Annotated in this window: 26 protein-coding genes; all 26 read left to right on the forward strand. The window is 70.1% G+C overall.

Translation table 11 applies throughout. The features are described 5' to 3' along the window. The first annotated feature begins 82 nt into the window (after positions 1-82). On the forward strand, positions 83-280 hold the full coding sequence (locus tag AB0I66_RS24535; protein ID WP_363210096.1) for a hypothetical protein: 198 nt from the start codon (positions 83-85) through the stop codon (positions 278-280). Between the two features lie 141 nt (positions 281-421). Then, positions 422-946 (forward strand): hypothetical protein, encoded by a 525-nt coding sequence (locus AB0I66_RS24540; RefSeq protein ID WP_363210097.1) that lies wholly within the window; start codon positions 422-424, stop codon positions 944-946. Beyond that, positions 946-1212, forward strand: coding sequence for a hypothetical protein (locus AB0I66_RS24545; protein ID WP_363210098.1), 267 nt, complete (start codon positions 946-948; stop codon positions 1210-1212). Before AB0I66_RS24540 ends, AB0I66_RS24545 begins: the two co-directional genes overlap by 1 nt. Further along, on the forward strand, positions 1209-2069 hold the full coding sequence (locus tag AB0I66_RS24550) for a helix-turn-helix domain-containing protein (protein ID WP_363210099.1): 861 nt from the start codon (positions 1209-1211) through the stop codon (positions 2067-2069). Before AB0I66_RS24545 ends, AB0I66_RS24550 begins: the two co-directional genes overlap by 4 nt. Further along, positions 2069-2230 (forward strand): hypothetical protein, encoded by a 162-nt coding sequence (locus AB0I66_RS24555; protein WP_363210100.1) that lies wholly within the window; start codon positions 2069-2071, stop codon positions 2228-2230. The genes AB0I66_RS24550 and AB0I66_RS24555 overlap by 1 nt, the downstream gene beginning before the upstream one ends. Next, positions 2227-2550: a hypothetical protein gene (locus tag AB0I66_RS24560; RefSeq protein WP_363210101.1), complete on the forward strand. Its 324-nt coding sequence runs from the start codon at positions 2227-2229 to the stop codon at positions 2548-2550. Before AB0I66_RS24555 ends, AB0I66_RS24560 begins: the two co-directional genes overlap by 4 nt. A gap of 96 nt (positions 2551-2646) precedes the next feature. Beyond that, positions 2647-2805: a hypothetical protein gene (locus AB0I66_RS24565; RefSeq protein WP_363210102.1), complete on the forward strand. Its 159-nt coding sequence runs from the start codon at positions 2647-2649 to the stop codon at positions 2803-2805. An 8-nt stretch (positions 2806-2813) separates the two neighbouring features. Beyond that, on the forward strand, positions 2814-3005 hold the full coding sequence (locus tag AB0I66_RS24570) for a hypothetical protein (RefSeq protein ID WP_363210103.1): 192 nt from the start codon (positions 2814-2816) through the stop codon (positions 3003-3005). A 1-nt stretch (position 3006) separates the two neighbouring features. After that, positions 3007-3150: a hypothetical protein gene (locus AB0I66_RS24575; RefSeq protein ID WP_363210104.1), complete on the forward strand. Its 144-nt coding sequence runs from the start codon at positions 3007-3009 to the stop codon at positions 3148-3150. Positions 3151-3237: 87 nt separating this feature from the next. Further along, entirely contained in the window at positions 3238-5346 is a 2109-nt protein-coding gene (locus AB0I66_RS24580) for an FtsK/SpoIIIE domain-containing protein (RefSeq protein WP_363210105.1), read from the forward strand. Between the two features lie 187 nt (positions 5347-5533). Then, positions 5534-5734 carry a hypothetical protein gene (locus AB0I66_RS24585; protein ID WP_363210106.1) on the forward strand — a complete coding sequence of 67 codons (201 nt, stop codon included), beginning with the start codon at positions 5534-5536 and terminating at the stop codon, positions 5732-5734. A gap of 131 nt (positions 5735-5865) precedes the next feature. Beyond that, on the forward strand, positions 5866-6114 hold the full coding sequence (locus AB0I66_RS24590) for a hypothetical protein (protein ID WP_363210107.1): 249 nt from the start codon (positions 5866-5868) through the stop codon (positions 6112-6114). Between the two features lie 403 nt (positions 6115-6517). Further along, positions 6518-6799 carry a hypothetical protein gene (locus AB0I66_RS24595; RefSeq protein WP_363210108.1) on the forward strand — a complete coding sequence of 94 codons (282 nt, stop codon included), beginning with the start codon at positions 6518-6520 and terminating at the stop codon, positions 6797-6799. Between the two features lie 127 nt (positions 6800-6926). After that, on the forward strand, positions 6927-7517 hold the full coding sequence (locus AB0I66_RS24600; protein WP_363210109.1) for a P27 family phage terminase small subunit: 591 nt from the start codon (positions 6927-6929) through the stop codon (positions 7515-7517). Further along, positions 7489-9225 (forward strand): terminase TerL endonuclease subunit, encoded by a 1737-nt coding sequence (locus AB0I66_RS24605; protein WP_363210110.1) that lies wholly within the window; start codon positions 7489-7491, stop codon positions 9223-9225. The genes AB0I66_RS24600 and AB0I66_RS24605 overlap by 29 nt, the downstream gene beginning before the upstream one ends. A 19-nt stretch (positions 9226-9244) precedes the next feature. Then, complete coding sequence (locus tag AB0I66_RS24610; protein WP_363210111.1) at positions 9245-10708, forward strand: phage portal protein; 1464 nt, start codon at positions 9245-9247, stop codon at positions 10706-10708. After that, a complete protein-coding gene (locus tag AB0I66_RS24615) occupies positions 10705-11685 on the forward strand; it encodes a hypothetical protein (protein WP_363210112.1) in 981 nt (326 codons plus the stop codon). Before AB0I66_RS24610 ends, AB0I66_RS24615 begins: the two co-directional genes overlap by 4 nt. Positions 11686-11758: 73 nt before the next feature. Then, a complete protein-coding gene (locus tag AB0I66_RS24620; RefSeq protein ID WP_363210113.1) occupies positions 11759-12496 on the forward strand; it encodes a hypothetical protein in 738 nt (245 codons plus the stop codon). Between the two features lie 42 nt (positions 12497-12538). Beyond that, complete coding sequence (locus AB0I66_RS24625) at positions 12539-13483, forward strand: major capsid protein (RefSeq protein ID WP_363210114.1); 945 nt, start codon at positions 12539-12541, stop codon at positions 13481-13483. A gap of 20 nt (positions 13484-13503) precedes the next feature. Beyond that, complete coding sequence (locus tag AB0I66_RS24630) at positions 13504-13830, forward strand: hypothetical protein (RefSeq protein WP_363210115.1); 327 nt, start codon at positions 13504-13506, stop codon at positions 13828-13830. 1 nt (position 13831) lies between these two features. Beyond that, the gene (locus tag AB0I66_RS24635) at positions 13832-14395 is read left to right on the forward strand and encodes a hypothetical protein (protein WP_363210116.1); all 564 of its coding nucleotides are present in this window, start codon (positions 13832-13834) and stop codon (positions 14393-14395) included. A gap of 5 nt (positions 14396-14400) precedes the next feature. After that, positions 14401-14742, forward strand: a complete 342-nt coding sequence (locus AB0I66_RS24640; RefSeq protein ID WP_363210117.1) for a hypothetical protein — start codon at positions 14401-14403, stop codon at positions 14740-14742. Continuing rightward, positions 14739-15074 (forward strand): hypothetical protein, encoded by a 336-nt coding sequence (locus tag AB0I66_RS24645; protein WP_363210118.1) that lies wholly within the window; start codon positions 14739-14741, stop codon positions 15072-15074. Before AB0I66_RS24640 ends, AB0I66_RS24645 begins: the two co-directional genes overlap by 4 nt. After that, on the forward strand, positions 15071-15475 hold the full coding sequence (locus AB0I66_RS24650) for a hypothetical protein (RefSeq protein WP_363210119.1): 405 nt from the start codon (positions 15071-15073) through the stop codon (positions 15473-15475). Before AB0I66_RS24645 ends, AB0I66_RS24650 begins: the two co-directional genes overlap by 4 nt. Before the next feature lie 61 nt (positions 15476-15536). Then, positions 15537-16508 carry a hypothetical protein gene (locus tag AB0I66_RS24655; RefSeq protein ID WP_363210120.1) on the forward strand — a complete coding sequence of 324 codons (972 nt, stop codon included), beginning with the start codon at positions 15537-15539 and terminating at the stop codon, positions 16506-16508. Positions 16509-16615: 107 nt separating this feature from the next. Then, positions 16616-16936 carry a hypothetical protein gene (locus AB0I66_RS24660; RefSeq protein WP_363210121.1) on the forward strand — a complete coding sequence of 107 codons (321 nt, stop codon included), beginning with the start codon at positions 16616-16618 and terminating at the stop codon, positions 16934-16936. The last annotated feature ends 15 nt before the right edge of the window (positions 16937-16951 follow it).

Below are 16951 nucleotides of genomic sequence, written 5' to 3' on the forward strand. Positions count from 1 at the left end.
GGTGTCATGACACCGGGGAATCCCGTAGTCATCACCAGGAAGACCAGCAGGGGAGACAGCAATGAAGGCTCGCATTGACCACGTGACTGACGCCCGGGACACCCGCCCAGCTTGGGGGATCACGTACCGCCGGTATGTGGACGTCACGAGCAGCCACGTGAGGGTGCAGGCCGACAACCTCGACTCCGCCCTGGCCGCCTTGGCCGAGTACGTCGGCAACAACCAGTACGCCGTGACGTCGATCATCCCCGAGCAGGAACTGCGTCGCTCGGCCATCTGACCCCGGTCATTGCAGGCCGGGGACCGCCGAGCCAACGCACGCCCGCAACACAACTGAATCGGCCCCCCGCCGGTGTAACGAGCACCGAACGAAGGGCCTGACCGCACCGCCTACCTGACCAAACCAGGAGGAGACACGGCTATGGCCGATCTTTCCACGTCCCCTGACACGGGCGACACCACCCGCACCTACCCGAGCGAGCTCCCCGCCGCGATCATCGTGGCCCGGCGCACCCTCGCCACCTTCAGCAGCATCGATCACGGGGACTCCGCCGCCGCCAGTTCGGCCCACGGCGCCCTCACCGAGTCGCTGCGGATCCTCCTGCTCGCCCTCGACGCCAGCGGCATCCAGCCCCCTGCCGTGCCGATCGCGGCCCGCTGCCCAGCCGCGCACCCCGAGGACCCCACGCCGTGTGGGGGGCCGATCGTCGTCACCGTCCTGGACGCCACGAACGCGGGCGCGGAAGGATGCGAGCACCACGGCGCCCGCCTTCTGGCCTCCCTCGACGGCGGCCGCGTCTACACCCTGCCGGACGCCCCCGAAGGCTCCGCGATCCGCGTGTTTCAGGCCGCGGACAAGACCCGCCCGTTCGCCTGGTTCAGCGGTCCGCGCATCGACCCGTCGCAGCTGAGCCACGCGGAGAACCGCCGCGGAGGTGGTCAGTGATGGGAATCCGTGACCGCGCACGAGACGCGCTGTACAACGCCATGACCAACGAGGATGGCTCACCCGCCTCGGCCCGCCGTGCCACGCAGGCCGCATCCGTGGCCGCCAATGCTGCGGCCGAGCGGGGCCACGGCGGGACCGCTGCGGCGATCGCCGGGCTCGGCGCCGCCGCGGTGGCCGCCGAGGGCGCCCTGTCCAACTACGTCTACCCGCCCGGCGAGTACGCCTCGTTCAAGGACGACGGCAAGAAGCGGGGGAAGCGATGAGCCGCATCCGCCGCGCCGCCGCCTGGCTGGCCCGCCCCTTCCGCCCCGTGCCCTCCACCAACCGCCGCACCGCCGCACCGCTGTGGATCCGCGGCCTCACCGCCGGCGGACGCCCCATCGTCCTCGGCGTCGCACTCCTCATGTGCGCACCCGGCGAGTACCACCTCGCCCGCAACGCCGGATGGCGCGACCCGTTCACCTACGGCATGCCGGTCGTCCTGTCCGCCTACGCGGGCATCGCCGCCGCCGTCGCCTCCACCCGCCGCCCCGGCGACCGAGGACGCTGGTCCGCGATCATCGGCGCCTGCCTCGCCCTCGGCCTGGCCATGGCCGCACAGGTCGTGTCCCACTTGATCGACACCGGGCACCTCGTCGCCGACCAGCCCACGCTGATCGCCGTCACCAGCCTCGTACCGCCCGCGGTCGTCGGGCACCTGCTGCACCTCGCAGCGTCACCCCCGGACGCCACGGACACCCCGCCGGACGCCCAGGACGCCCCCGCGTCCGACCCCGTCCCGCGCGTCCCCGACGTCGTTCCCGCAACTGCGCGGCTCCTGCCGGTCGTTGCCCGACCCGCGCCCACCGTCACGCTCGAACGCGAACCCCGGGACGCCGATGGGACGCCCGAACTCCCCCCCGGGACGCTCCAGGACGCGGAGGACGCCGACGACGGGCCGCCGCCCGAGCCGCCCCTGATGACGACCAAGGACGTCGCCCGGCACTACGGCATTGAACCGTCCACCGTCCGCAACTGGGTGGGGGCGGGACGCATCCCGGTCCATGGCAAGGACGCGCGAGGACACAACCTGTTTCACCCGTCCGAGCTGCCCAAGTTCTTCGTGGGGGTGGCCAAGTGATGCGCTTCCTGTTTGGTGCGCTCCTCGCGCTCCTCTACCTCTACCCGGCGCTCCTGTCCGCCGTCGCCGCCATCGCCACGCAGCCCGTCGTCCTCGCCTTCGCGGCCGGCGTCATCCTGTGGCCCCGCATCAGCCGCCGCATCAAGGGGTGGACGGCATGAACGAGCCCGTGCCTCGGCAGCAGATCGGCTACGACCTCGCCGGGAACCCCGTCTACGCCCCGCTTGTCCAGTACGGCCCGGCAGTTGTGGGGCAGCAGCCCACGGCTCCGCTGCAGCCCATCAAGGCCCACCCGTGGGGCGCCTACGTCGGCCTCGGCTGCCTCGGCCTGGTCGCCCTGGTCGTCGTCCTGCTCCTGGTGCTGGCCGTCGTGTTCGGGTTCGCGATCCTCGCGGCCGTCCTCGCCCTGGTCGCCGTGGTCCTCACGATCTGCGTCCTGGTCCTGCGCTCGATGTGGACCGACTACCGCAAGGGCCGCTGACCTGCCCTTCCGTCCTCCGCCGTCTGTTCCATCTGGAACAGACGCGGGGGTGCGGTGGGGCCGGACAGCCCGGCCCGCAACCGAGAGGAACACGTCATGGCTGACAAGACCTACGCAGAGGCCGCCCGCGAGTACTCCGACGCGCTGAAGATCGCCGACACCGCCCAGGACATGGGCAAGGACCAGACCGCGCAGGACTGGCGCGACCAGGCCAGCGAGATCCGACAGAGCTTCTTCGGCCGCGACAAGAGCTGAGCGCGGCCATGGAATCCGCCAGCACCCTCGCCCGGAGGTACGCCAACCGGGCCGCCCGCCTCGCCGAGCTGGCCGAGGAGAAGAACAGCCACGGCTCATCCGAGAAGTACATGATCCCCGCCCTCACGAGCATCGGCAGCCTCTACGCCGAGGTCTCCCGCGCCTACTCCGCCATCGCCCAGACACCCGAGGAGAAGTGACGTGGCCAACCCCAACGCCTACGAGTACGCCCGCATCGTCGGCATCGGCGTCATGGCCACACTCCGCGGCGACATGACCGACCGGCAGAAGCGAGCCCTGCAGAAGCTCAAGGACCGCACCGACAAGCGCGACCGCAAGAAGTAGTAACGCCCCGGGGACGGCGCACCACGACCAAGAAGTAGAGCCGTCCCCGGGCCCCGGACCGCCCAACAGAACGACCGGAAGGCCAGCATGACCGACATCCTGATCAAGCCGCTAGAGGACGCCCCCGGGGACGCCGAGGACACCCACCAGGACGCCCAGGACGCCACCGGCGAAGTCGAGGCCGTCGACCGTCCGGACAACCCGCTCGCCGACTGGCTCACCGTCCCCGACACCCCGATCCTGCCCGCGTGGGCCCGCAACTGGGCGTCCGTGCGCGCCAACAGCGGAGCCTTCGCCAAAGTCACCTGGTGGCACACCCGCTACCACTCCTTCCGCAGCCCCAAGTACGCCGTGAAGATCGTCGGATACTCCACACGCGGCGCCTTCCGCGGAGGACGCCGCCTGTGGCCCGTCCTCACCGCGCAGGACCACACGCGCGCGATCAAGGCCCTGCGCGCCCAGACCAAAGCCAAGCCCGAGGACACCGGCCTCGCCGCCCAGGCCGTCCTCGCCCATCGGGAACGGACCGTCGCCCGCCGCTGGCGCTGGGGCACCGCCCTCGGCCTCGCCTCGGCCGCGGCCGTCGCCCTCAACTACGCCTCCCTGGGGCTGCAGTTCGCTGCGGGCTGCCTGATGTGCGGCGGCTTGGCCACGATCGGCTGGTCGGATGAGGCGCAGATCCTCGACCACGGCACGCCGCCCCTGCGCATCGCCATGGACTCCCAGCAACTCAACGACGCCCTGCGCGCCACCGGCCTGCTCAAACAGGGCAAGGGCGACGACGACGGCCCCAAGGTCAACTGCATCATGGGCCCGCTGCGCGACGGCAACGGCTGGTCCGTCGTCTTCGACCTGCCCAAGGGCGGCGGCAAGACGGCCGCCGACGTCCTCGCCAAGCGCACCGCCATCGCCGCCGAACTCGGCGTCGACGAGATCCAGGTCATCATGAGCCGCGTCCGCGCCCACGGCGGCGGCAACGCAGGACGCGTCTCCATGTGGGTCGCCGACGATGACCCCTACCTCGCCGCCCCCGTCCCCTCGCCCCTGGCCAGCCTCGACACCTTCAGCGTCTGGGACCCCATCCCCTTCGGTGCGGACGCCCGCGGACGCCGCATCGACGTCCCCGTCGTCTGGCAGTCCATGTTCTTCGGCGGCCTGCCCCGCCGCGGCAAGACGTTCACCCAGCGCCTCATGTCCGCCGCCGGCGTCCTGGACCCGTGGGTGCGCCACTACGTCGCCGACGGCAAGGGAGGCGCCGACTGGATGCCCATGAAGGCCGTCGCCCACCGCCTGGTCATGGGCGCCGAGGACGACGCCATCGCAGCCCTGAAGGCGATGCTCCGCGAGCTCATCGCCGAGATGGAATACCGGTTCGCCCTGTTCAGGTCGCTGCCGACCTCGCTGTGCCCCGAGGGCAAGCTGACCAAGCAGATCGTCGAGCGCTACAAACTGCCGTTCATCTTCGTCACCGTCGACGAGCTGCAGGAGTACCTGACCGCCATGGAGAAGGAAGAGCGCGACCAGGTCATCTCCGACCTGTGCCGCATCGCCCGCCGCGGCCCCGCCGCCGGATTCATCTCCAACTTCGCCTCCCAGCGCCCCGACGCCGAATCCGTCCCCACCAAGCTCCGCGAGATCATCACCCTGCGGTACTCCACCCAGGTCGTCGACCAGACGTCCTCCGACATGGTCCTGGGCAAGGGCAAGGCCTCCCAGGGCGCGGACGCGTCCGTCCTGTCCGAAGAACACCGCGGCGTCGGCGTCCTGGTCACCGGACCGGCCTCGTTCGTCACCGTCAAGGCCGACCTGCTCGACGGGCCAGGCTTCGCCGCGATCTGCGCCAAGGGCCGCGCCCTGCGCAAGGACATCGGCCAGCTCACCGGAGAAGCGGCCGGAGACGTCACCGCAGCCGCCGACGAAAGCGTCGTCGTCATCCCGGCCGTCATCACCGACGTCCTCGACGTCATGCGGCACTCGCCCCGCATGTACACCGTCGACCTCCTCGCGGGCCTGGTGAACCTCGACGAGGACACCTACGGCGACTGGGACGCCGAGAAGCTCGCCCACGAACTCGACAAGGCCGGCGTCACCCGCGCCAGCAAGCAGGTCAAGATCGAGGGCAAGGCGCTCGCCGGATATCAGCGCCGCGACATCGAGGACGCCGTCCCGGTCGAACTGCTCGCGCCCGTCGGGTAGAGCCCCCACCCTCTACCGGCCCCTCTACCGAAGCCCCTCACAGCCCCCTCGCCCAGACACCCCAGGGTCGAGGGGGCCCTTGACCATGGTCATGCCCCCAGTCATGGCCGCCCACCTGCACGGTCATGGGGGTAATGGGGGTAGGGATCACCCCCGAAACACCCCGCCCAGGGCGCATCATGGGGGCATGGAGTCGCAGATCATCCGGCCCGGCCACCTCACCGCCCACCAGACCGCACGCCTCCTGGGCGTCAGCCTCGACGGCGTCCGCCAGCTCGTCCGACGCGGCCACCTCACACGCTCAGGCGGCAGCCCCCGACAGCCCTGGTACACCGTCACCGACGTCGCCGCACTCGACGCCAAGCGCCGTACCCGCGCCGCCGCTTGACGCGCAGGTCAGAGCGGTGTCACGATCCCGGTGTACAACTGTGCCCTCAACCGGCACCACAGACGCACACGAAGCCCCGGCGGCCCCGAGCCCCGGGGCTTCGTCGTGCCATGAGCGAGGAGGCTCACCCCATGCCCCTCCGCACCACAGCGGCCAAGGCCGTCGCCCAGATCGAGCGCCGAGACTCTGAAGGCGCCGCGCAATACAGGGCCGAACTCCGCTACTTCCACTACAAGCCTCGCGCCATCATCGGTATGACCACGGCTTACACCGTTGTGGACGAGGTACACAGGTGGGCCGCCTCATGCGCCCAGGCGATTACCAAGGTCGCAGCAGTCAAGCCCGAAGACTTCTCCCTGGCCCCTCAGCAGGCCCCCTGACATCCCATCCCAGGGAGGCCATACCCCATGCCCTCCCGCCCCCGTAAACCCTGCCCCATCCCTGGATGCCCAGAGACCGTGGCTCAGGGCAGATGCGCCAAGCACACACGGCAGGCCGAGGAGATCAGGGGCAGCAGCACAGAGCGTGGATACGACACACGATGGGCAAGGCGTAGGGCCAACTACCTGTATCACCATCCGTGGTGCGTGCTGTGTGGTCAGCCATCCAAGACAGCAGACCACCATCCCGTGTCACGCAAGCAGCTGATCGCACGACGTGATCCCGATCCTGATGCTGATCGCCATCTACGTCCGCTGTGCGTGCCATGCCACTCAAGCGAGACGGCCAAGCATCAACCAGGCGGATGGAACGCCCGATAGGACACCACGGAGGCTCACCCCAGTGATCAAGCACCAGCCGACACCCGAACAGCTCGAACGGCTTCAGCAGGCCTCTCTCGCGGCCTCACAGACCAACGCAGCCGTTGCCGAGGCCCGCGCGAAGCTCTCCCTGGCCCTCGCAGAGCACGGAGAAGCGTCCGCTGCGCTGTCCAGCGCCATCGAGACCGTCATCTATGGCCCCCAGGACGACGCTCCGGAGCATCGCGGAGGCACTCTGCGTGAACTGTCGAACCAGGCTGCGCGTGATCACTGGCCCTCGCCGCCGCCCACCCCTGGGGGGTGACTCCCCCGGTGGCCTGACGGCCACCCGCCGGGGAGGGAAAAACCTGCGCGCGCGAATCGGGGCCTTCTGATCACCGGACAGACCGAGGCAGCATCGTGACGCATCGTCACCAACGGGGGTGATCTTGATGTCCGTGTCCGGGCGCAAGCCGAAGCCCGCTCTTCAGGTCGTGCGCGAGGGCAACCCGGGGCACCGTCCCGTGCGCGAGGGCGTGAAGGTTCCGCCGGCCGAGCTGCTCGAGCCCGACTGGGCCGAGCAGTTCCCCGAGGTGCCCATCCCCGAGAAGCCGCGCGCGCCCGCGGGCGCTGATGACGAGGAGCTGAAGGAGTACCGGCGCGAGGTCGAGACGTGGCGCCGCATCAAGCTGGCGAGCGAGGCCGCGGACTTCAGCCGCGCGGTGGCCGCGCGCGAGTGGGCGCGCGTCGTGCCGATCCTGCAGTTCGCGGCGGGCCTGTCGGCCGTTGACCGGTCCGCGGCCGTGGACTACTGCGTGTGCGTTGCCCGCTTGGAGTGGTGTGAGCGTCGGCTGTCCGTCGAGGGCCTGATCTCCATGGGCCAGCGCGGGCCGTGCCGTAACCCGCTGACCACGGTGGCGACGCAGTACCGAACGCAGCTGAAGGCGTACATCGGCGAGTTGGGGCTGTCGCCTTCGTCGCGTGGGCGGATCACGCCGCCGGAAGGCGGGGGCGATGACGACGACGGAAGTGTCTTCGACTGAGCAGCTCTCCCTCGAGGACCTGGCCGACGAACTGCCGGTGCCGCGCGCGGCCCTGCACGCCCTGGGGTTGACGGACGAGGAGATCGCCACAGCCCTGGCATCCAAGCCGCTAGTCGTCGCGCACCAGGCGCATCTGAAGCCCGGAGCCTGGTTCGACGTACCGGCCGCGCTGCGGGCGAAGAACGCCATCGAGTCGTTCAAGCACACCAAGGGGCGATGGGGCGGCAACGCGCTGCTGCTGGCCCCGTGGCAGCTGGTGTGGGTGGTCGCCCCAGTTTTCGGATGGCTGTACGAGGACGAGGAGGCGGGCCGCCCGGTACGGGTGATCCGCACAGCCTGGGTCGAGGTGCCCCGCAAGAACGGCAAGAGCACGATCTCTTCCGGCGCCGCGCTGACGCTGCTCCTGGCGGACCGCGAGGTCGGCGCCGAGGTGTACGCGGCGGCCGGATCGCTCGACCAGGCCAAGCGCGTGTTCGACGACGCGAAGCGCATGGCGCAGACCTCTCGTGCCGTGCGCGGGCGGGTGGACGTGCGCGCGGCCGCGCTGCTGACCCCGCGCACGGGCGGCGTCCTGCGGGCCCTGTCCAAGATCGCCGAGACCGCGCACGGCCTGAATGTGTCCGGCGGCGTGATCGACGAGGTGCACGTCCACAAGTCACGCGACCTGGTGGACGCGATCGAGACCGGCACCGGCGCCCGTGACCAGCCGCTGATCCTCTTCATCACCACGGCGGACGAGGGCGACGAAGGCACGATCTACGACGAGAAGCACACGTACACCGTGCGCGTGGCGGAAAGCGTCGTCGAGGACCCTTCACACTACGGCGTGATCTGGGCGGCCGAGGAGTCCGACGATCCGTTTGACGAGGCGACGTGGCACAAGGCCAACCCTGGGCTCGGGGTGTCGCCGACGCTGGCGTACCTGCGCAAGGAGGCCGCAAAGGCGCAGGTGACGCCGTCGTACTTCCCGACGTTCTGCCGCCTGCATCTCAACCGACGGATGCGGCAGAAGGTCCGGTGGCTGCCGATGCCGCTGTGGGAGGCCAACGAGGGCACCCTCACACCGGCCCGGCGCCAGCGCTTCCAGCCCGCCTGGGGTGGACTGGACCTGTCCGCCGTCTCCGACCTTTCCGCCTGGGTGGTGGTGGTCAAGTCCCGCCAGCCGGGGCGCGAGCTGGAGATCCTGCCGCGGTTCTGGCTTCCGGAGGACCGCTGCGACGAACTGTCCCACCACCTGCAGATGCCGCTGCGGGACTGGGCGGAGGCGGGCCTGCTGACGCTGACCGAGGGCGACGCGATCGACTACGCGGCCATCGAGGACCAGATCCTCGCGGACTCGCGCACCTACCGAATCCAGCGCGTCTCCTATGACCGCATGTTCGCCGGCGGATCGCTGCAACGCATCGAGGCCAACCCGCGCATCGGGGAAGTGACCCCGGTCAACCAGACCTACCTCGGCATGGGGCCGGCGGCCAAGGAGACTGAACGGCTGCTGCGTGAGCGGGCGTTCGTGCACGACGGTCACAAGGTGCTGCGCTGGAACGCCTCGTGCGTCGAGGTGATCCGCGACGGCAACGACAACATGCGCCCGGTCAAGCCCAAGCGGGACGAGTCCACCTCCCGCATCGACGGCATCGCCGCCCTGGTGATGGCGATGGACGGATACCTGCGGCGCAAGGCCGTCCGCGACACCGCAGACAGCGCATGACGCGCGGAAGGAGACGCGCATGCTGACCGACACCGAGAACCGGCTGGCCGACACCGACGGACCCGAGACGATGATCCGCAAGCTGCGGGCGCGGATCGACAAGCGGGACACCAAGGTCACGGAGTACAACTCGCTGTACGACGGGGACCGGCCCCTGAAGTACGCGTCGCCCGAGTTCAGTGAGCAGACCGGCGGACTCTTCGACGACTTCTGCGACAACTGGTGCAAGACCGTCCCCGACACCTTGCGCGAGCGCCTGGCGGTCATCGACTTCGAGGGCGAGGACGGCAGCCCCGACCAGGCCGCGATGAAAGCCTGGAAGCGCACCCGCGCCGACGTCGAGGTAGGCCTGGCGATCCTGGACGCCCTGGTGGTGGCCCGCTCACACGCCCTGGTGTGGAACCCCGCAGGCCAGTCGGACATCACTTTCATTCCCGCCGGGCAGGCCATCGTCGACTACGTGCCCGGCTCCCGTGGCCAGCGCCGCGCGGGCCTGCGCGTCTGGTCGGACGGGTCCCACGAGTTCGCCACCCTGTTCGTGCGCGCGTCGGGCGACCAGAGGGCGATGGTCTACCGGCGCCAGCGCACCGTGAACGGCGGCGAGTGGGTGTCCCGATCGGTCGGCGTGCGCACCTCCGAGCAGGTCGACATGCCCAATCCGATGGGTGAGGTGCCCATCGTCGAGATCGCCAACCGGGCCCGGCTGCACGGCAAACCCCAGTCGGAGATCGCCCCGGTCGCGCCGCTGCAGGACGGTGTGAACACCTTGTGGGCGCACCTGTTCACCGCGGCCGACTTCGCCGCGCTGCCCCAGCGCGTGGTCCTGGGCATGGACAAGCCGGTCAAGGACATCGTCGATCCCGAGACCGGCGACATCCTCGACGTTGAGGACGTCCCGCTGGGGCAGTACTCCAAAGATCGTCTGCTGTGGCTGTCCAAGGCTGGCGCAGGCATCGGCCAGTTTTCAGCCGCGGACCTTACGGCGTACCTGAGTGTGATCTCTCAGTGCGTGCGGCACATCGCCGCCCAGACCCGCACCCCACCCCAGTACCTGCTTGGTGAGATGGCGAACATCGCCGCCGACGCCCTCGAAAGCGCCGAGTCCGGTCTGGTCGCCAAGGCGATGGACAAGCAGCTGCACTTCGGCGCGGACCTGCGCGAGATCATGCGCCTTGAGGCGCTCGCGTCGAACGACCCCGGTCGCGCGGCCTCCCTGTCCATGGGCCGCGTCGTATGGAGGGACGCGCAGTTCCGTTCCGTCGCGCAGTACGCGGACGCCCTGACGAAGTACAAGGCGATCGGCGTCCCCGACGAGGCACTGTGGCGGATGATCCCCGGCGTGCGGCCGGAGCAGGTCAAGGAGTGGATCCGGCTGCGCAACGAGCAGGCCGCCGCCGCCGCGGCCGCCGCCGCGTCCGCGTTCAGCAGCTTCGGCCCCAAGGAGACCGACGACCAGGACGAAGCCGAGAGCGAGGCGGCATGAGCGAAGCGGCGGACGCCCGCTATCGACAGGTGCAGTCCCTCGCCCAGGCCGTCGTTGCGCGCGTCCAGTCGATCTGGTCGGGGCTGGACCCGGCGAACATCTTGGCTTCCCTGCAAGGCGACCAGGGCGGCGCCATTCTGGACGCGGTCGTGGCCGGGCAGCTCACCGCGGCCGAAGGCGCGCAGGCGTTCGTGGGGCTGGCGATGGCCGAGCGCGGAGCAGCTGCACGCGCGGCCGCAGAGATCGAGCCCCGCGCTCTGGCCGGTATCGCATCCGATGGCCGGCCGTTGACGACGCTGCTGTTCCAGCCCGCGATCACCACCTACACCACGCTCGTTGCGGGCGCGGACCCGCGCACGGCGCTACTGGCGGGCATGAACCAGATGGCACGGATGGTGTCCACGCAGATCGCTGACTCCTCACGGGCGGCTACCTCGGTCGCGATGACCGCGCACCGCCGGTGCGTTGCCTACGTGCGGGTGGTGAAGCTGCCCGCGTGCGGGCGGTGCATCGTCCTGGCCGGACGGCAGTACACGTACTCGACCGGCTTCCAGCGGCACCCGAAGTGCGACTGCGGCATGGACCCCGTGCACTCCGACGAGGAGTGGCGCGCGCTGCCCGGGCCGGAGCAGCTGGTGGCGCAGATGTCCCCGCAGGAGCGGCACCGTCGTCTCGGCGCCGCTGCCGTCGAGGCGCTCGAGAAGGGCGCGGACCTGGCACAGGTCGTCAACGCCCGCCGCGGCATGCAGACCCTCACCGGCAGCCGCAAGGGGCCGACGACCACCGAGGCCACCACGCTGCGCGGCATCGCGGGTAAGCGGCTGGCCATCGACCTGGGCGCGGACAAGTTGCCCCGTGAGCGGTACCGGCGGTCAAAGGCCCCGCGGCTGATGCCGGAGGAGATCTTGCGGCAGACCAAGGACAGCAGCCGCGAGGAGCAGCTGCGGCTGCTGAAGAAGCACGGCTACATCTACTGACTTCCCGGGCGCGAGGCCTGGGCGCGCGCGAGGTGCGACACCCGCGCGGATCACCCCACGAAGGAGGAGCGCGATGCTCCGCACACGCAAGAACACCCTGGCCATCGCCGGTAGTGGCTGGTCCCACCCTTACGCCACGGGCCCTTTCGACCCGTTCCTGTACGCCGACGGAGGGGACGGCGGCGGCTCCGGATCCGGCGGCGGCGACGGGGGCGCGGGCGGGAACGGTGAGGGCGGCGCCGGCGGCAACGGTTCGGCAGACGGCGGCAAGGGCGGCTCGGGAGACGAGGGCGACAAGCTCGGCGAGGGCGGCGTGAAGGCGCTGCAGGCGGAGCGCGATGCCCGCCAGGCGGCCGAGGCCCGCGTCAAGGAGCTGGAAGGCAAGCTCTCCCGCAAGCCCAAGGAGGACGGCAAGGGCGGTGAGGGCAAGGGCGGCGACGGGAAGGGCGATCCGCCCCTGGACGCCGAGGCCCTCAAGAAGGAAGTCCGCGACGAGATCACCGCGGACACCAACGCCCGCCTGATCCGGGCTGAGGTGAAGGCCGCCGCCGCGAAGCTGCTCGCCGATCCGGCCGACGCCCCGAAATTCATCGACCTCGCCAAGATCAAGATCGGTGAGGACGGCGACCCGGACGCCAAGCAGATCAAGAAGGCGATCGAGGACCTCCTGAAGGAGAAGCCCTACCTGGCCGCGAACGGTCAGGGCTGGGGCGACGTGGGAGGCGGCGGCCACCCCACCCCGCCCGCCGACGTCGACCCCGGCATGGGCCGCCTGCGGCACGCCTACGCCACCGAGTCCAAGACCAAGTAACCCGGCCCGCGCGACGGGCCCCCACCAAGAAGGAGGCCCGTCGTGGCCGTAACCCTTGTCGAGGCGGCGAAGCTGTCCCAGACCCAGCTCCAGCGCGGCGTCATCGAGACGTTCGTGCAGGAGTCCGTGGTCCTGGACCGCATCCCGTTTTTGACGATCGAAGGCAACGCCTACGCCTACAACGAGGAGGCCGCATTGCCTGGCGTCGCCTTCCGTTCGGTCAACGAGGCGTACACCGAGTCGACCGGCACCGTGAACCAGAAGAGCGAGTCTCTGGTGATCCTCGGTGGCGACGCGGACGTGGACAAGTTCATCGTCCGTACCCGCGGCAACCTGAACGACCAGCGCGCCACCCAGACGCGCATGAAGATCAAGGCGGCCTCGTACTACTTCCAGGACCAGTTCTTCAACGGTGACGTGGCCGTGACCCCCAAGGGGTTCGACGGCCTGAAGAAGCGCCTGACCGGGGCGCAGGTCATCGACGCCGCGACCAACGGGCTCGGCCCGGTGGCCGGCGGACACGACTTCTTCGACGTCCTTGACCGAGGCATCGCCGCGGTGCCCGGCATCAACGCCTCCAACGGCGTGATCTACGCCAACTCCGCGGCCATCGCCCGCATCAAGTCCTCCGGCCGTCGCCTGGGCGGCGTCGACATGGTCAAGGAGGCCCTGACGCAGAAGATGGTCCAGACGTACAACGGCATCCCCGTCCTGGACCCCGGCCAGACCGCGGCCGGTGTGGAGATCCTCCCGCAGAACGAGACCCAGGGATCCAGCTCCCTCGCCTCCTCGATCTACATCGTCAAGTTCGGTCAGGACGAGGGCGACAAGGCCGTCACGGGCCTGACCAACGGCGGCGTCCAGGCCTATGACCTGGGCGAGCTGCAGGAGAAGCCCGCCTATCGCACGCGCTTGGAGTTCTACACCGGCCTGGCCGTCTTCGGCGGCAAGGCAGCTGCCCGTATCCGCGGCGTCCTGAACGCCTGACCTTGAAGGGAGACGGCTTCATGGCCGCCAAGAACACCACCAGCACGCCGAGCGAGACCCGGCTGGACGAGCACCTCAACGCCCCGTCCACCACCGCCCCGGGCGACGGCCCGGCCGACACCACCGACCCCGCGGAGCGGGCCACGTCCGCGCCCCCCGACAAGGGCGCCGCCGCCCAGGCCGGGCACGGCACCGTCAACGCCGTGCTGCCCCTGCCCAAGAAGAAGACGGCGGCACGGCAGGGCAAGGACCGCACCGAGACCTACACCGCGCTCAAGCCGGACGGCACCGAGGTGACCGTAGAGCGGAACATCGAGACCGGCGAATCGTCGGTCAAGGGCGGCTGACGTGGCGCCGCTGCCGCCGCTGGCCACCATCGAGCAGCTGGAGGACTGGTTGCAGGTGCCGCGGGGCAGCGCGCCCGTGAACACGGTGAGCCTCGCCCTGGACATCGCCTCGGACATGGTCCGGCGCGAGGCCCGCACGACGTTCACCGTGCGCACCATGACCGCGCCGTCCCGCATCGTCGAGGGCGGCCGGATCCGGCTGCCCGGTCCGGTGCAGTCGGTCGCCTCCGTCACCGTCAGCGGTACGGACCTGACCGAAGACAGCGAATGGCAGCTGCAGGACGACACGGTGCAACTGCTCGGCCGCCGCTATTACCTATGCGGGCGGGCACGGGTGACGTGGACGTTCGGATGGCCCGTGGTCCCGATGGAGGTAGTGGGCCTGGTCCTGGACGTCACCGCGCGCGCCTGCGTGAATCCGAAGAACCTGCGCCAGGAGTCCACCGGGCAGCGCTCGGTGACGTTCGCCTCCGAGACGCTGGCGACGTCGCTGGCGCAGGTCGAGATCGACAAGCTGGCCCGCTACCACCCGCATCGCAGTCTGACGTCGCGCTGGGGGAGGTGACCTGCATGTTCGGTCAGTCCGCGCTGATGGACCAGACGATCCAGCACATTGCCCGCCACTACGGGGAGGACGAGCGCGGCAACGAGGCGTGGATAGAGGCCGATCCGGTCGACGTTGAGCACTGCTCGTTTCAGCCGCTGGACTCCACCGAGTACCTCACCAGCGCCAGCGACCAGATCGTCTCCCGCTGGCAGTTCTTCGGACCTCCCGACATGGGTCTGAAGGGCACCGACCTGATCGCCGTGGACGGTGAGAAGTACGAGGTCGACGGCAAGCCGGGCCTGGCCCGGTCTGTGGCCCCGTTCCTTGCCCACACCTCGGCCGTGCTGAAGGAGTACACCGGATGAGCAGACCTCGCATCGTGTTCGACGAGCGCGGCCTGGACCAGATCATGCGGCTGCCCAAGGTGCGGGCCGCACTGAAGGCCAAGGCCGAGGAGATCGCCGGACGGGCCCGCACTATGGCCGCCTCGGAGATCGACGACGGATTCGCCTCCGAGATCGAGGTGTCCGAGGAGACCCGCCCCTCAGGCCGCCCTACCGCCAAGGTCGTCGCCAACCGGGCCGATGCCGCCGATCACGAGTGGGGCTCGACCAACACCGAACGCCGCAGAATCCTGGGCAGGGCCGCCGGCGTCGAGCCGCAGACCATCTTCCCTGACCGGGCGGACCGGCCGTGACCTGGCCCGAGCTCGACTGGGGCGATATCGAGCAGGCCGCCGCCCTGTGGCTGCGCCCCCGCCACCTGGGCGTGCGTGTGGTAAACGAGCTGCCCGCCGACCTGGACAAGAAGCTGCCGCTGGTACAGGTGCAGGTCACCCCCGGCGGTGGGGAGGACAACACCACGGGTGTGACCCTGCTGGACGTCGAGACGTTCGCCTCCTCGCGCACCGCGATGTGGGACCTGGCGCGCGCCGTGCACACCAGCATGCTCGCCCTGGCCGGACGCTCTTCGGGCGGCCTGGTCATCGACACCGTCAGTTCCGACATGCGGCCCGCACCGGTCCCCTACGGCAATCCGGCGCTGCGCCGGGCTGTGGCCACCTACCGGCTCACCAGCCGCGCCCAGGCGCCCGCCTGACGCGCACTCACCTCCAAGCCCCCGCCCGTGTGCGGGGGCTTTGTCATGGAAGGGGGCCGCGATGCCGGCCGCTGACTTCACCACCATCGCGGAGCTGCGCCAGTCGCTGATCCGCAAGGCCCTCCGATACGCGATCTTCGCCGCCGACGCCTCCGCAGCGGCGGTGTCCGCACCGTTCGACAACGACGGCGTCCTGCAGACCCTGCCCGCCGGGTATGTGCCGGTCGGCTTCACCACGACCGACGGCGTGACCTTCTCCGGTGACCTGTCCAACTCCGATGTGGAGTCGGGGCAGTCCGCGAGCCCGACCCGCTCGGACGTGGAGACCGATACCACGACCGCGCAGTGGGTGCCGCAGGAGACCAACGCCGCCGCCATCGCCCTGTTCGAGAACCTGCCGCTCTCAGGCGCGGGCGCCCTGCCCAGCCTCGGCTCGGCGGCCTGGACGTGGTCGCGGCCCAAGACCCCGCCGACCCGCTACCGACGCTTGCTTTTCATCGCCGAGGACCTCAACAAGTCCAGCGGTGAGCCGATCTACATCGTGCGGCACTTCCCCAGCGCGCTGCGCTCGGGCCGCGAAGACGAGCAGTGGACGCGCACCGCGGAGATCTCCCGCGGCGTCACCTACCAGGCCTACATCGACGACACCCTGGGCACCGACGCACTGACCTGGATCGACGGCCCCGGCTGGCGCGACCTGGCGCCGCTGTCCAACGAGGTGCAGTCCGTGGCGATCACGGGCGGCCCGACCGGCGGCACGTACACGTTGACGTACTCCGGGCAGACCACTGGTCCCATCGTCTACAACGCGACATCCGCGCAGGTGCGGACCGCGCTGCAGGCCCTGTCGAACGTCGGCTCGGGCAACGTCACCTGCACCGGCGGCCCGCACCCGGGCACCCCGGTCGAGGTCACGTTCACCGGCGCCCTCGCCGGGACGGACGTGGCACAGATGACCGCCTCCGCCACCGGGTTGACCGGCGGCACCAGCCCGAGCGTGGACGTGTCGACGACCACCCCCGGTGGCGCGTGAGCGCCGCCGACAAGCCGGCACCGCGGCGGCGGCCCAGGGTGAGCCCTGCCGCCGCGGTGCCTTCACCCGCTCACCCGCCGGCCACCCAGAAGCGAGACGAGACGCCCATGAGCAAGCCCAACAAGAAGCGCTACAAGCTGTCCGAGGTCAAGCAGCAGTTCGTCGAGGCCGTAGGCCCCGAGGTCGAGTTCGAGCTGGACAACGGGGAGACCCTGACCTTCCCCCACCCGCTGTTCGCCGACGACGAATGGTCGGAGAAGGTCGACGCCGCCGAGACCAACCGGGCCAAGGCGCACGCCATCCTCGGTGACGAGCAGTACGACAAGTTCGTGGCCGCCGGGCACCAGGACATGGAGATGGCGCTGCTGTTCCTGGCCGTCCAGCAGGACATGCAAGGGCAGGTCAAGAACCGCCCTACACGGTCCTAGACGTCCTCGGGCGCC

It is taken from the genome of Streptomyces sp. NPDC050439 (assembly GCF_040655335.1).
Classification (GTDB): Bacteria; Actinomycetota; Actinomycetes; order Streptomycetales; family Streptomycetaceae; genus Streptomyces.